Raw genomic sequence first — 12,541 nt, forward strand, 5'->3', positions numbered from 1 at the left:
CCACCCCCGCGCCACCGAACTCCTCGACAGCGTTGACACGTTGACAACCAACATCAACAACGCTTTCACCGCAGGTCACAGCCCCGAAACCCCTGTCAACACCCCCGTTGACAGCCGTTGACACCCACCACCCCGCCCGGCCCGACTGTCAACGCTGTCAACGCCTGTCAACAACGCCCGTTGACAGGCTCGGACCCCTCCTGACCAGCACGAACACCACGCCAAACCCCGATTGTCAACGTGTCAACGCCTGGCGGCATCCGTCCGCCGGCACGACGACCGGACACGGCCCCGGCGCACAGCCTGGCAGCAACCGCCGGGGCCGCCACTCCCGTGAGGAGCACCCCCAGCATGGCCACCCCCGCACCCCGCGCAACCTCCACCCAGGTCAAGACCACGCGGTCGGACCACGGCCGTCGTGAGCCCCTTCGCCCGGTCGGTCGCCGTCACCTCACGATCGCCGACGTCTGCGACGAACTCGCCGTTGCTCGATCCACCTTCTACGACTGGCGCGCCAAGGGAACCGCGCCCCGCTGCATCAAGCTCCCCAACGGGGAGCTGCGTGTCCGCCGTACCGATCTGGACGCCTGGATCGAGAGCCGAACGGAGAGCGCCGCCTGATGTTGACCACCTACAACGTCCGTATCTGGGAAATCGAGACATACAAGGGACGGCGCGTCACGACGTACTGGGTCGTCTGGCTGGTCGACGGCAAGAAGTTCAAGGAGCCGTACCGGAACAAGGCCCAGGCGGTGAGCTTCCGCGCGGACCTGCTGTCGGCGGCCCGTAAGGGCGAGGCGTTCTTCGTCGTCACCGGCCTGCCCGTGTCGATGGCCCGGGTCGACGGCAACCGGTCGTGGTACGACTTCGCATGCGACTACGCCGACCTGAAATGGCCGCAGGTCGCGGCGACAACCCGCCGCACACACGCGGAGGCGCTTACCGCGCTCACCGTGCTGATGCTGTCGAGCGAGCGTGGTCGACCTGACCCCGCGCTTCTGCGCCGGGCGTTGAAGCTGTGGGCCTTCAACACCACCCGCCGAGCCGACGCGCCGGACGACGTGCGCGCCGCGCTGTCCTGGGCCGCGGCCCACACCCGGCCGGTATCCACGCTGAGCGATGAGGCGGTGCTTCGCAAGGTCATCGCTGGTCTCACCGTGTGCCTGGACGGGACGCCTCGCGCACCGAGCGTCGTGACCCGCTGGCGCAAGATTCTCAACAACGCGGTGGAGTATGCGATCAGCCTCAAGCTACTGACCGTCAATCCGCTCCCAGCGCTTCGGAAGGCGACACCGCGCAGCACACAGATACCGGTCATCGATCGGCGGGCCGTGGCAAACCCTGTCCAGGCCAGGACGCTCCTGAAGGCGGTCGCCGACGACCGGCCGTCCGGGCCACGCCTGGTCGCGTTCTTCGGCTGCCTGTACTTTGCCGCGCTTCGCCCCGAAGAGGCCGCCGCGCTGACCAAGGCCAACCTGTCGCTGCCCTCGACCGGATGGGGGGAGCTGTTCCTCGACACGGCACGGCCCTACGCCGGGCGGGAGTGGACCGACAGCGGCGAGGCGCGCGACGCTCGCCAGCTCAAGCAGCGCGCCCGCGGCGAGGTGCGCCAAGTCCCCTGCCCTCCTGAGTTGACCGAACTGCTTCACACCCACCTCGACCAATTCGGCACCGGACCGGACGGGCGGCTGTTCGTCGGTGCGCGCAACCACGGGCACCTGCCGCCGCTGACCGTGACCCGCGTGTGGGCCCGTGCCCGCACCGCGACGTTCACCGAGACCGTGGCGTCGTCGCCGCTGGCCCGGACCCCCTACGACCTTCGGCACGCGGCAGTGTCGACCTGGCTCAACGCGGGCGTTCCCCCAACGACAGTCGCCGCATGGGCAGGTCACTCGGTGGATGTGTTGTTGACGATCTACGCGAAGTGCGTCGACGGCGAGGCGGCGGTCATGCGGTCGCGCATCGACGACGCGCTCGGCCGACCGGCCGGGCCGGACGTGAGCGGGATCACTCGGCCGCAGACCCCGCCCGACGACCAAGCCCCGGAGCGCCCCTGAAACTTCGGGGCCACTTCGGGGGAGACGGCCGTACAGAGCCGTCCTCGGCCGGTGACGGTCGGACAAATAGTAAAGGGCCGGTGCCCCGGTTTGCCCAGGTCACCGGCCCTTTACCAGTGGTCTTATCTACGTAGCCCCGACCGGATTCGAACCGGCGCTACCGCCTTGAGAGGGCGGCGTCCTAGGCCACTAGACGACGGGGCCAACTGTTCTTTCTCCATCTTCAGACGGCCCCACCTTACGATGAGGAACATCTGAAGCTGGGGTACCAGGACTCGAACCTAGACTAACGGAACCAGAATCCGTTGGGCTGCCAATTACCCCATACCCCAAGGTTGCCCTTGCGGGCGAGGCCCACTGTACCGCATCCGCGCGGGGAGCAGAACGGCAACCGGCCACGACGCCCCGCCGGCGTGGCGGCCCGGTTCCCCGGCCCCGCCAGCGCCGCCCGGCATACCGGCCACCGGCCGACCAGACCGACCAGACCGCTCACCGGTCGGCCGGTCAGGCCGGTGGCTGTCCGCCGGTGCTGTCAGCGGGCCACGACCGGGTTGGTGAGCGTACCGATGCCCTCGACCGTGACGGCCACGGTCTGGCCGGGGTTCAGCGGGCCTACGCCGGCCGGGGTCCCGGTCAGCAGCAGGTCGCCGGGCAGCAGGGTCATCGCCGCGGACATGTACGCGATCAGCGACGGGATGTCGTGCACCAGCAGTTTCGTGCGCGCGTCCTGCCGCAGCTCGCCGTCGACGGTGGTGCGGATCGCCAGGTCCGAGGCATCCAGATCGGTCTCGATCCAGGGGCCGACCGGGCAGAAGGTGTCATGGCCCTTGCCCCGGGTCCACTGGCCGTCCGCCTGCTGCTGATCACGCGCGGTCACGTCGTTCGCGCAGGTGTATCCCAGGACGACGTCCAGCGCGCGGGCCGCCGGGACGTCCCGGCACAGCCGCCCGATGACGATCGCCAGTTCGCCCTCGTAGTCGACCCGGTCGCTGTCGGCGGGCAGCGCGATCGGGTCCCCCGGCCCGACCACGCTCGTCGACGGCTTGAGGAAGAGCACCGGGCGCTGGGGCACGGCGTCCCCGCCCATCTCCCGGACGTGGTCGGCGTAGTTCTTGCCGACGCAGAGCACCTTGCTGGGCAGCACCGGCGCGAGTAACCGCACGTCGCCGAGCGCGTGCCTGGCCCCGGTGAAGCTGAACGTGGCGAACGGATGGGGGGTTATCGTGGCCACGGTGGCCTCGCCCGTCTCGACCGAGCCCTCGACGACGCCGAAGGCCGGTTCCGTCCCGTCTGTGAACCTCGCGATACGCACCCTGCCGACGTTAACCGGCCAACCCTCGGCCGGCGAAGCCGGTGGGCTGCCGAAACGGCCCGGTCGTCATCCAACGGGCGGCGGAGGCCACAATCACGGGAGGGCGTGGGACCGGTTTCGCATGCCCTCGAATCACGCATACCCTCAGCCGCGCACCCCCGTGCACGTCCGTCCTCAGTGCACGTCCACACAGCGCCAGTCCGGAAGGAGCCAGGTGAGCGAGATCACACCCGTCTACGATGTCGGCGCGCCGGAGCCGAAGCCCATCGACGAGGAGCTGAGCGTCAAGCTCGGCCACCTCGCCGAGGACGCGATCCTGCGCGGCAAGCCCAACGGCGACGAGCGGTGCGACAACTGCCTGTACTACCTCGACACCGACCGGGACATCACCTACTGCTGGCACCCCAAGCTGCGCATCCTCGTCGGCGGCGACTGGTGGTGCCAGTGGTGGGAGGAGATCGAGGAATAACCCCGAGGGTCCGCGGCCCGTTCCCGACGGGCCCGCGGCCCGTCCGTCAACGCGCTTCAGTCCAGCCCCGAAGGGGCGAGACCTGACAGCGGTAGTCGGGCCACGGTGTCCCACAGGTATGCGCGGCCCTCGCGGCGCAGCTCGACCAGAGCGACTGCGCTGACGCCGGCTCGGGCCGGTGACAGATGTCGAAGCTCCTCGACCGCGGACACGATCGGCTGCGCGTTTGCGGAGCTGTTGCAGTAAGCGATGCCGATGTGTGGTCGGAAGCCGTGTGGTTTGGTGACGACCCCGGACGGGCCGAGTGCGGCAGCGGTGGCATCGAGGATGTTCGCGCGGATGGTGACGACCGGTTCCCAGGGCTGGACGCTGAGCCGGACGGCGCCGGAGGAGCCCGCGAGTGGCCCGATCATCAGCGTGAACGGGGGGATGTCCACGATGCGGTGTCGCGTCTCGCTGATGGCGGTGTCGAGTTCCGCGCGGTTGATCTGGTCAGTGAAGGCGAGACGTTGAAGGGTGAGGTGCAGCCCTTCGGCGGGGACGGGGTCGAGGACGGGCAGGCGTAGCCGGTCCTGGCATCGCGCGGCCAGGGTGTGCAGGTCGGTGGCGTTCTCGAACGTGAGCATCCAGTGGTATGAGCGGCGACCGGGTGTCCAGCCGGGACGGTCCCAGTGGTTGCCGAGCCGGTCGAGGGCGGCGAAGCGGTGCCAGTCATCCGCGACGGGATCTGTGGTCGGTGTGGTGGTCACCTGCTCCCACCGGCGGGGAGAGCGAGTGCGCGGGACGCCTCGGCGAGTTCGGTGACCGGCCCGATCTGGTGCCAGGGCTGAGCCTGGGTAACGAGTTCGTGGCTGCGGCGGCGGATGGACTCGATCGGGTTGCCGGCGACGCTGGTGAGGGCCTCGATGCCCAGGGCTGCGGCCTGTTCCGGGTCGGGGGCGTCGGAGAGCAGCAGGGCGGTTGCCAGGTCCAGGCGGACGAGACAGCGGCTCCACACGGAGGGGGACCGGTCTGCGACCTGGGCAGCCATGTCCGCATACTCCCGCACCCGGCCGGGCTCGCCCACCGAGACGTACGCGGTGGCGGCGTTCGCGGCGATGCGAGCGAGGCTGTAGGGCTCGAAGGAGATGCAGGGCGACATCCCGCCTGGCACCGGGTGGCACTCAGCCAGGTGAAACGCCTCGCCCACAGCCTTGTCGACCCCGTCCCGGTCTTCGAGCCGGCCGAGGGCGCGGGCTTCGCCGTTCACCGCGAGGCGGATTTCCTGGACTGATCCACCGGCGAGACGGCGGCCCTCCCGGGCGAAGTCCAGAGCGGCCTGATAGTTGCCGGCGTAGTACTCACACAGGCTCTGGGTTCCGCGCACCCATGCGGCGAGATCCCGTTGGCCGAGCAGATCGGCGATCTGGAGAGCCTCGACACAGTAGGCGCGGGCAAGCCCAAACCGGCCGGCATTGACCGCCATGTATCCAAGCATCCCGGAGAGACGGCCGGCGATCTCGTACAGCCGGTCACGGTGGCGGGGTGGTTGCCGGCCGTCCAGAAGGCCCTGCACCCGGCGGCGCTGCTTCAGCACACGCGGTGCGAGCGAGCCCGGTCCCGCCGTTTCGTACTCGTCGGCGATGGCCGAGATCAGCACGTCGAAGTGGGCGAGAACAGCGGGGCTGACGTTGGTGGTGCCGAGAGCCTCAATGCGGCGGCCGATCTCCTCGACAGAGTCCGGCTCCTCGTAGGCGACGTCCGGTGTGGTGGCGGGCTGTGTCGGCGCGGTCCAGTGTGCGATATCGGCCCGCGGCGCGAGCCCGAGCCGCATCCGGGCGTGGTCCGGCAGGCCGAGCCCGTCGGCGACCCGCTCGAACAGGTCGAACTCGGTGGCGACTCGCTTGCCGTTCGCGTACTTGCTGATATCTGGCTGGGCCAGACCCACACGCATGCCGATGCCGGGCTGACTGGCTCCGGCGTACTGCTGTACCAGCCGGAAGAGGGCGCCGACATCGCGCCCCGTCAGCGCGTCGACGACCCTGGGACGTTCCCAGAAGTCGGCCGGAATGACGAACGCGGACGGATCATGACGCATGTCGGCTCACCTCGTCCCGAAACACCGCTCCTCGTCGCTGATCGTAGCCACCTAATGTCAACGCGGAGACTCTTCCGGCAATTGGCGGTGGCGCGGACGATGCCCGGCGAGCACGGCCCGCCAGGGCCGCGCGCAGTCGGCCGCGCGGCGCGCGTGCCATCGCGTCCCTGCCGGAGGCCGAGCCTGGCCCAGTAGAGACATTCTTAACCAGCAAGATCAGTCCAGTTGTCGATGCCGGCAATGAGGGCTTGCCCCTGGGTGTAGCCGATACCGGCAGAGCGGCCTGAAAAGATAGTGCGTCGCGCCATGCCCCGGAGCACTGCATTTCTGATACTCGCGCCATGGCGGCGCGCGCTGGGCTGCCGGTCCGGCCGGAGGCAGAATTACCGGTACAGGCGCGGTATTCCCGCCCTTAACCCCCAGAACCACACCCAACCGGGAAAGTCGCGGCGGCAGACGTCGGCAGCAGGCGGGTTGATTCTGTTCTCCGCGCGGCGTCGACCTGTAAACCGACCGGGCAGACTCTTAACTTCGTCGTCCTTGAGTCTGCCCGAATCGGCACAGATGATCTCGGACCCCGTGGCAACCGCCGTCCGGCGGGCGCACGGACAACCCGAAAGGACGGTGAGCCATGATCGCCACGAAACCCGACAACGCCAACACCTTCTCGGCCGAGATGACCGAACCGTTCACCCCATCCTGGAACCGCATTCCCGGGATCACCGTGGACGGAACCACGGTCACCGTCGACCCGGACCGGTACTTCTTCCGCCGCAGCACGTCCCCGGTCTGGATGCTCGTCGACTGGGATCTCGTGATCGAACGGCTGCTGTCGGCGGAGGAAACCGAACAGTCCGCGGTTGAGCAGCAGACCCTGGAGTTCGTGCGCGCCTACGGCCAACGGGCCTCCGACCCGGCCCAGGTGCTGCGGACTGCCGACCGGGTCTACCACCACCTGTTCTCCGCCGAGCGGCTGGACGATCCCGACCTGTCCAACGTCAGCGTCACTGACGTCCGCATCCTGCGAGAGTCCGCGACGCTGGCGGCGCTCAACCGGGTCGAGCTGTCCGGGGAGATCACCGATATCGGGCCGGCCTGGTTCTTCCCGGCCACCGCCCGGGTCGTCTACGACCTGGACGCGGACGGCGCTGAGCGAGTCGACGATCTCTACCACGGCGGCTTCTTCAACGAATACCGCCGGGTCGAGGCGGTCAAGGCACACGCGGCGCTGGGTGGCCGTCTCGTCCACGGGTGCCAGTCCTCGGCGAACATGTCTGGTGGCGCCGTTGTCCCGTTCGGTGTCGACCTCGACCGGTTCCGGGCTGACCTGTCCGCCTTCAAGCGGAGCTGGATCACCTCCATCCTCAACCTCGCCACGGGCCAGCCAGCCCCGGCCTGACCTGTAGCCGCGCCCTGCCGGCCGGTGATGTGGCGCTACCGCTCGACGTCGCCGGCCGGCGTCATGCGACACGGAGACTCGAACGATGGACGACACGACCGCGCTGCTCGACCGGCTCACCACACAGGCCGGCCTACACGGCCTGCTCTCGCGTACGCCGGTATGGGTCTGGATCCTGTCCGGGGTCGAACGGCTGATCTTCCCCGGCGACCAGCGAGTGATCTTCAAGTTCGCACGTAAGCCGTTCACCGGCGAGGCGGACACGCTGCGCCACGTGGCAGCCCAGGGCATCCCGACCCCTCGGCTGATCGCGAGTGTGGAACACGGCGGGATGCTCGGCATGCTGCTCGAAGACCTCGGCGAACCGGTCCGGGAAGCGACCGTGGACGACGGCATCGCGGCGGCCGTGGCCACCCACAATGCCGACCCGGCCGGCTTCCTCCCCGTCCTCGACCGCAAGGCGCTGATCGAACTGCCGGGGCGCGCAGTCTCGAGCCTCGCCGACCTGCGGTCATCCGGCCGGTGGAGCGACACCACGGACCTCGACGGTCCGCTCCTGGCACTGGACGATCACACTGATCGGCTCTCCCTCGGCGCCGATCTACCGCCGTTCGGACTGTGTCACAGCGAGTTCCACCCCACAAGCCTGCACATCGGCCCGGACGGCTGGCGGCTGCTCGACTGGGCGCGAGCCTTCACCGGCCCCGGTCTGCTCGACCTGGCCTCCTGGCAGGGCACCACTGGCCCGGCCGACCCGGCGACGCTCCGCCGAATGATCCGGGACTACATCCGAGCCGGCGGATACGGCGAGGCTGCCCGGCCCCGTACGGGTCTTCCCCCGGAAGCCTGGGCGCTCGGCTGGCACCGGCTGTGGATCATCGCCTGGTATCTCGAACAGGCCACTACCTGGATCAACGACTCCAGACAGGACGACTTCGTCGCGCAGGTCGTCCGCCGCCACCTCCGCGAGGCGATCACATGCCTGGGCATCCCGACCCTGTAGCGATCAACACCGCGGTCTGGGAGCAGCACGCCCGCGCCCGGATCGCGGCCGGCGATCTCGACACTCGGCCCGCCATCCACAGGTTCCGCTGGACCCGCACCGGCGTCAACGACCCAGGCGCCGAACTCTTCGGCGACATCCGCGGCAAGCGCGTCGTCGAACTCGGCTGCGGCACCGGCGACAATCTTGCCTACCTCGTCGACCGCTGCGGCGCCCGCGGCGTCGGAATCGACGCCGCCCCCTCCCAGATCCGCCGCGCCCGTGCCCGATGGCCATCCCCGGTCTTCCACTGCACCGACGCGGCCCGCTACCTCGCCACCTGCGAACCCATCGACGTCTGCTACAGCGGTTTTTGGTGCCGTCGGCCTGTGCCCGCCGGCTCCGCTCCTGGCCCGGATTCGCGATCGGCTCAGGCCGGGCGGTTGGCTTGTCTTCTCGGTCTGGGACTTCCCGGTGGCCGGTGGGATTCGACTGCCGCGTTCCAGCGGCCCACCGGCGCGGTCAGCGCACTCTCTTGCCTCGGCCGATGGCTGGACCAGGCTTCTGCGTCAATTCTCCTTCACCGGTATCCGGGCAACCCGGCTGGACCGGTGCTTGGCCCCGGACACCTTGCTGATTGCCGGTCGGCAATCAGTCGGTGGTTGAAGATGGAGAATGTCCTAACCCTGGCGGTGCAGGCCGTAGGTGACGGCGTCCTGTAGCGCCTCCCAGGAGGCGGCGATGATGTTCTCGTCGACACCGACGGTGTCCCAGCGGTCGCGGCCATCGCTGGTGCCGACCAGGACGCGGGTCACCGCGCCGGTGCCGGACCGGCCGTCGAGGATGCGCACCTTGTAGTCGACCAGGTCGAGGTCGGCAAGGCCCGGGTAGCTCTTCTCCAGGGCCTCGCGCAGGGCCCGGTCGAGGGCGTTGACCGGACCGTTGCCCTCGGCCGTGGACACGTGCCGCACGCCGTTGGAGACGAGCTTCACGGTCGCCTCGCTGACGACCTCGCCGTCCGGCCGCCGCTCGACGATCACGCGCCACGACTCGAGGGTGAAGAACCGCCGGGGGCCTTCGGTCTCGTCGCGCAGCAGCAGCTCGAACGACGCCTCCGCGGCCTCGTAGGTGTAGCCGGCCGCCTCCCGCTCCTTGACCAGGTCGACGACCCTCCCCAGCGCCTCGCGCTGGCCGGAGAGGTCCAGGCCCAGCTCCCGGCCCTTGAGCTCGATGGTGGCCCGGCCGGCGAGCTCCGAGACCAGCATCCGCATGTCGTTGCCGACCACGGCGGGGTCGATGTGCTGGTACATGTCCGGGTCGATCTTGACGGCGCTGGCGTGCAGGCCGGCCTTGTGGGCGAACGCGCTCGCGCCGACGTAGGCGCGGTGGGCGTCCGGCGCGGAGTTGGTGATCTCGTCGATGGCGTGCGACACCCGGACCAGCTCGCGCAGTCTGCCCGGGGGCAGCACCCGGCGGCCGAGCTTGGTCTCCAGCCCGGCGACGACGCTGAACAGGTCCGCGTTGCCGCAGCGCTCGCCGTAGCCGTTGGCGGTGCCCTGGACGTGGGTGACGCCGGCCTCGACCGCGACCAGGGTGTTCGCGACCGCGCAGGCGGTGTCGTTGTGGCAGTGGATGCCCAGCCGGGCGCCGGTGCGGTCGCGGACGGCGGAGACGACGTCGCCGACGCGGGTCGGCAGCATCCCGCCGTTGGTGTCACAGAGGACCACGACCTCGGCGCCGGCCTCGGCCGCCACCCGGACCACCTCGAGGGCGTAGTCGGCGTCGGCGCGGTAGCCGTCGAAGAAGTGCTCGGCGTCGACGAACACCCGCTTGCCCTCGGCGCGCAGATGCGCCACGGTGTCGCGGATCATCGCCAGGTTCTCGACGGGGGTGGTGCGCAGAGCACGCTCGACGTGCCGGCGGTCGGACTTCGCCACCAGGCAGACGACGGCTGTGCCGGCCTCCCGCAGGGCGGCGACCTGCGGGTCGTCGGCGGCGGTGGTGCGGGCCCGGCGGGTCGCGCCGAAGGCGGTGAGCAGGGCGTGCTCCAGCCTCAGCTCGGTGCGGGCACGGCGGAAGAACTCGGCGTCCTTCGGGTTCGACCCGGGCCAGCCGCCCTCGATGAAGCCGACCCCGATCTCGTCGAGGTGCCGAGCTACCGCGATCTTGTCGCCGACCGACAGCGACAACCCCTCCTGCTGGGTCCCATCACGCAACGTCGTGTCGTAGACGTGAAAGGAGTCGGGATCGTCTGGCTGCACGGCGTGCCTCTCAGCTGCGGATCACCTGCGGGTAGTCGGCCATCCGCGGATCGCGATCTGTGGATCCTGGCCTGCGGATTCGAGGGGTGTCACGCGCCCGGCGGCGTGGGTGGGCAGCCGGCACGCGCGACGATGGCGGGTTCACCGCCGACTGCCCACTGTACGGCGCCACCCGCCCAGAAGCCCGCACTCCCACAGCCCCCGACAAAACCCGCACCACGTCCGAACCCACTTTCACAAAACAGCCCACACCTTTCCAACTCACCACCGAATGATCGGTAAGCCCACCGACCGACCACTGAGGCGATGTAATCATGACGATGGCTCCGAATATCACCGGTCAGGTCCGCCGTGCCGGTGACAGGGTTGGCGGTGTCGCGCCCCATCTGCGTGCCTGGTCGTCGGCCGGCGTAGCGCAGGGCGGGGGCGACGGCGAGGGGGCCGATCACTGGGAGGAATTCCGGGATCAGGTCGATAGGGCTGGCGATCAGGCAGCCGAAGGCGATGACGAGTCCGACTGGCCAGTCAGACATGATCTACAAGTTTCCCCTGCCCGGCTTCGTCGCTTCGGCCCGTGCGCGACCGGTCAGGTCCGGTGCGCGAACGTCGCCTGCGCGCGTTCAAACCGGTGTTCGGTCGTGCGGGAAGTGCCGACGGCGGCGGCCGCGGTGGCCAAAATGAGCGCGGCGAGTACGAGGACCAGGACGGGCTGCGGTTTCGGAGGCGGCTCCCGTAGTGCCCGTGCCCGATGGGCGAGGTCGGTATGCACGGCGCCGAGCGCCGCGGTCGGCATGGTCGCTGTGCCCGCGCGGGCGAGGCCGGCGCGGGCCAGGGCGCGGACGGCAACAGCGCGGTTGTCGGTGGTCGCGGCGGCGTCTTCGTCGGCCCAGCGTTCGACGGCGAGGCGGACGGTGGCGGCGGCTGCCCGCAGGAGCGGGTTGGCGGCGGCGGCGAGGTCGGCGAGCTGGGTGTAGGCGTGGTGGCGGTGGCGGAGGTGGGAGTGTTCGTGGGCGAGCAGAACGCGGCGTTCGTCGGCGGGTAGCGCGCGCAGCATCGCGGTGGACACCACGATGCGGCCGGTGAGTCCGGGCAGGGTGTAGGCGTCGGGGCGGTCGTCATCGACGATGACCAGGCCGGTGGGGGCGGGTCCGAGCCGGCGGCAGGTGAGTTCCGCTGCGGCCAGGTCCTTGCCGACACCGACCGCTCGGCGGGTGGCTGCGGCGAGCAGCCCGATGACGATGGCGGCGGGCAGCAGTCCGGCCGGGGCCGGCAGCGGGTCGTGCCCGCGAACCACGGTGGTCGACCAGTGTCCGACCGCGGCGAGCGGGGGCAGTGGGGCGAGCAGGGTGAAGGCGACGACCGCCAGGATGAAACCGGTGGCCAGCGCGGTGACCAGGCAGGCGGTGGTGAGTAGCCGGGTGGCGGCGGCGGGCGGGAGCCGCCGGCCGAGCCAGCCACCGCCGACGGCCAGCAGCAGGCTCGTGGCGAACGGGACGAGCGCGACGGCCGTCATCGCCGAGGCCCGCCGTCCGCGCTGTCGACGTCGGTGTCCGACTGGTGGGCTGCGAGGATGTCGACGAGGAGCTGTTCGTCCTCCGGACTCAGGTCCGCGACGAAACGGGCCAGCGTCTCGGCCCGCTGTGCGCCGGCGCCCAGCACCCGGATCATCTGCCGGGCGATGAGCGCGGCGTCGAGAGTGTCCGGGTCGGCGGCCGGGGCATAGGCGAAGGAACGCCCGGCGGGCGCTCGGGTCAGGGCGCCCTTGTCGTGCAGGCGGGCGAGGGTCGTCATCACCGTGGTGTAGGCCAGGGGCACGCCGAGTTCGGCGAGTGTCTCGGCCGGGGTGAGGGGCCGGCCGGCCGCCGCGATCGCGGCAAGTATCTCCCGTTCGAGTGCTCCCGGTTCGCGCCTGGGTCTCCGCGCCACTCTCACCCTCCTCGCTACTACTAGATTGATAGTACAAGGAGTCTGATAGTCGAGCGTG

At 69.9% G+C, this 12,541-nt stretch carries 12 protein-coding genes, 2 tRNA genes and 1 pseudogene; 6 read left to right on the forward strand and 9 right to left on the reverse strand.

Features of this window, described 5'->3' with window-relative positions:
* The first annotated feature begins 456 nt into the window (after positions 1 to 456).
* Together CM1CMNOD_RS24170 and CM1CMNOD_RS17350 are read left to right on the forward strand one after the other, a co-directional pair.
* Positions 457 to 621 carry a helix-turn-helix domain-containing protein gene (locus CM1CMNOD_RS24170; protein ID WP_043607022.1) on the forward strand — a complete coding sequence of 55 codons (165 nt, stop codon included), beginning with the start codon at positions 457 to 459 and terminating at the stop codon, positions 619 to 621.
* Positions 621 to 2,057 carry a tyrosine-type recombinase/integrase gene (locus CM1CMNOD_RS17350; RefSeq protein ID WP_013874890.1) on the forward strand — a complete coding sequence of 479 codons (1,437 nt, stop codon included), beginning with the start codon at positions 621 to 623 and terminating at the stop codon, positions 2,055 to 2,057. Before CM1CMNOD_RS24170 ends, CM1CMNOD_RS17350 begins: the two co-directional genes overlap by 1 nt.
* 131 nt (positions 2,058 to 2,188) lie before the next feature.
* Here the strand turns inward: CM1CMNOD_RS17350 and CM1CMNOD_RS17355 are convergent.
* The 3 genes from CM1CMNOD_RS17355 to CM1CMNOD_RS17365 form a co-directional block, all read right to left on the reverse strand.
* Positions 2,189 to 2,261, reverse strand: a tRNA-Glu gene (locus CM1CMNOD_RS17355).
* Positions 2,262 to 2,317: 56 nt separating this feature from the next.
* A tRNA-Gln gene (locus tag CM1CMNOD_RS17360) sits at positions 2,318 to 2,389 on the reverse strand.
* Between the two features lie 200 nt (positions 2,390 to 2,589).
* Positions 2,590 to 3,369, reverse strand: coding sequence for a fumarylacetoacetate hydrolase family protein (locus tag CM1CMNOD_RS17365; RefSeq protein WP_013874891.1), 780 nt, complete (start codon positions 3,367 to 3,369; stop codon positions 2,590 to 2,592).
* 214 nt (positions 3,370 to 3,583) lie between these two features.
* Here CM1CMNOD_RS17365 and CM1CMNOD_RS17370 point away from each other — a divergent pair, with 214 nt between their 5' ends.
* Positions 3,584 to 3,838: a hypothetical protein gene (locus tag CM1CMNOD_RS17370; RefSeq protein ID WP_013874892.1), complete on the forward strand. Its 255-nt coding sequence runs from the start codon at positions 3,584 to 3,586 to the stop codon at positions 3,836 to 3,838.
* 56 nt (positions 3,839 to 3,894) lie between these two features.
* Here CM1CMNOD_RS17370 and CM1CMNOD_RS17375 read toward each other — a convergent pair whose 3' ends face one another.
* Positions 3,895 to 4,587, reverse strand: a complete 693-nt coding sequence (locus tag CM1CMNOD_RS17375) for a 2'-5' RNA ligase family protein (RefSeq protein ID WP_013874893.1) — start codon at positions 4,585 to 4,587, stop codon at positions 3,895 to 3,897.
* Positions 4,584 to 5,915 carry a transcriptional regulator gene (locus tag CM1CMNOD_RS17380; protein WP_013874894.1) on the reverse strand — a complete coding sequence of 444 codons (1,332 nt, stop codon included), beginning with the start codon at positions 5,913 to 5,915 and terminating at the stop codon, positions 4,584 to 4,586. The genes CM1CMNOD_RS17375 and CM1CMNOD_RS17380 overlap by 4 nt, the downstream gene beginning before the upstream one ends.
* Before the next feature lie 631 nt (positions 5,916 to 6,546).
* On the opposite strand from CM1CMNOD_RS17380, the gene CM1CMNOD_RS17385 reads away from it, so the two are divergent.
* From CM1CMNOD_RS17385 to CM1CMNOD_RS17395, 3 genes are all read left to right on the forward strand, one after another.
* Entirely contained in the window at positions 6,547 to 7,314 is a 768-nt protein-coding gene (locus CM1CMNOD_RS17385; protein WP_013874895.1) for a hypothetical protein, read from the forward strand.
* 85 nt (positions 7,315 to 7,399) lie between these two features.
* The gene (locus CM1CMNOD_RS17390; RefSeq protein WP_013874896.1) at positions 7,400 to 8,317 is read left to right on the forward strand and encodes a phosphotransferase; all 918 of its coding nucleotides are present in this window, start codon (positions 7,400 to 7,402) and stop codon (positions 8,315 to 8,317) included.
* Positions 8,293 to 9,018: a class I SAM-dependent methyltransferase gene (locus CM1CMNOD_RS17395; protein WP_013874897.1), complete on the forward strand. Its 726-nt coding sequence runs from the start codon at positions 8,293 to 8,295 to the stop codon at positions 9,016 to 9,018. The genes CM1CMNOD_RS17390 and CM1CMNOD_RS17395 overlap by 25 nt, the downstream gene beginning before the upstream one ends.
* On the opposite strand, the gene cimA is transcribed toward CM1CMNOD_RS17395, so the two are convergent.
* The 4 genes and pseudogenes from cimA to CM1CMNOD_RS17415 all read right to left on the reverse strand — a co-directional run bounded on the left by cimA (position 8,977) and on the right by CM1CMNOD_RS17415 (position 12,483).
* Positions 8,977 to 10,557, reverse strand: coding sequence for a citramalate synthase (gene cimA / locus CM1CMNOD_RS17400; protein ID WP_013874898.1), 1,581 nt, complete (start codon positions 10,555 to 10,557; stop codon positions 8,977 to 8,979). The genes CM1CMNOD_RS17395 and cimA overlap by 42 nt on opposite strands.
* A gap of 398 nt (positions 10,558 to 10,955) precedes the next feature.
* Positions 10,956 to 11,048 (reverse strand): annotated as a pseudogene (locus CM1CMNOD_RS24175) (DUF1232 domain-containing protein); the annotation flags it as partial.
* Between the two features lie 95 nt (positions 11,049 to 11,143).
* Positions 11,144 to 12,070: a M56 family metallopeptidase gene (locus CM1CMNOD_RS17410; RefSeq protein WP_013874900.1), complete on the reverse strand. Its 927-nt coding sequence runs from the start codon at positions 12,068 to 12,070 to the stop codon at positions 11,144 to 11,146.
* Entirely contained in the window at positions 12,067 to 12,483 is a 417-nt protein-coding gene (locus CM1CMNOD_RS17415) for a BlaI/MecI/CopY family transcriptional regulator (protein WP_013874901.1), read from the reverse strand. Before CM1CMNOD_RS17415 ends, CM1CMNOD_RS17410 begins: the two co-directional genes overlap by 4 nt.
* Positions 12,484 to 12,541 lie beyond the last annotated feature (58 nt).

This window comes from Protofrankia symbiont of Coriaria myrtifolia (assembly GCF_900634755.1).
In the GTDB taxonomy this organism is placed as follows: Bacteria; Actinomycetota; Actinomycetes; order Frankiales; family Frankiaceae; genus Protofrankia; species Protofrankia coriariae.

What these genes read in the sequence shown, in the direction of transcription:
- CM1CMNOD_RS17395 (WP_013874897.1), top strand. Translation starts at nt 8,293, where the DNA reads ATGCCTGGGCATCCCGACCCTGTAGCGATCAACACCGCGGTCTGGGAG.
- CM1CMNOD_RS17410 (WP_013874900.1), bottom strand. Translation starts at nt 12,070, where the DNA reads ATGACGGCCGTCGCGCTCGTCCCGTTCGCCACGAGCCTGCTGCTGGCC.
- CM1CMNOD_RS17390 (WP_013874896.1), top strand. Translation starts at nt 7,400, where the DNA reads ATGGACGACACGACCGCGCTGCTCGACCGGCTCACCACACAGGCCGGC.
- CM1CMNOD_RS17350 (WP_013874890.1), top strand. Translation starts at nt 621, where the DNA reads ATGTTGACCACCTACAACGTCCGTATCTGGGAAATCGAGACATACAAG.
- CM1CMNOD_RS17380 (WP_013874894.1), bottom strand. Translation starts at nt 5,915, where the DNA reads ATGCGTCATGATCCGTCCGCGTTCGTCATTCCGGCCGACTTCTGGGAA.
- CM1CMNOD_RS17385 (WP_013874895.1), top strand. Translation starts at nt 6,547, where the DNA reads ATGATCGCCACGAAACCCGACAACGCCAACACCTTCTCGGCCGAGATG.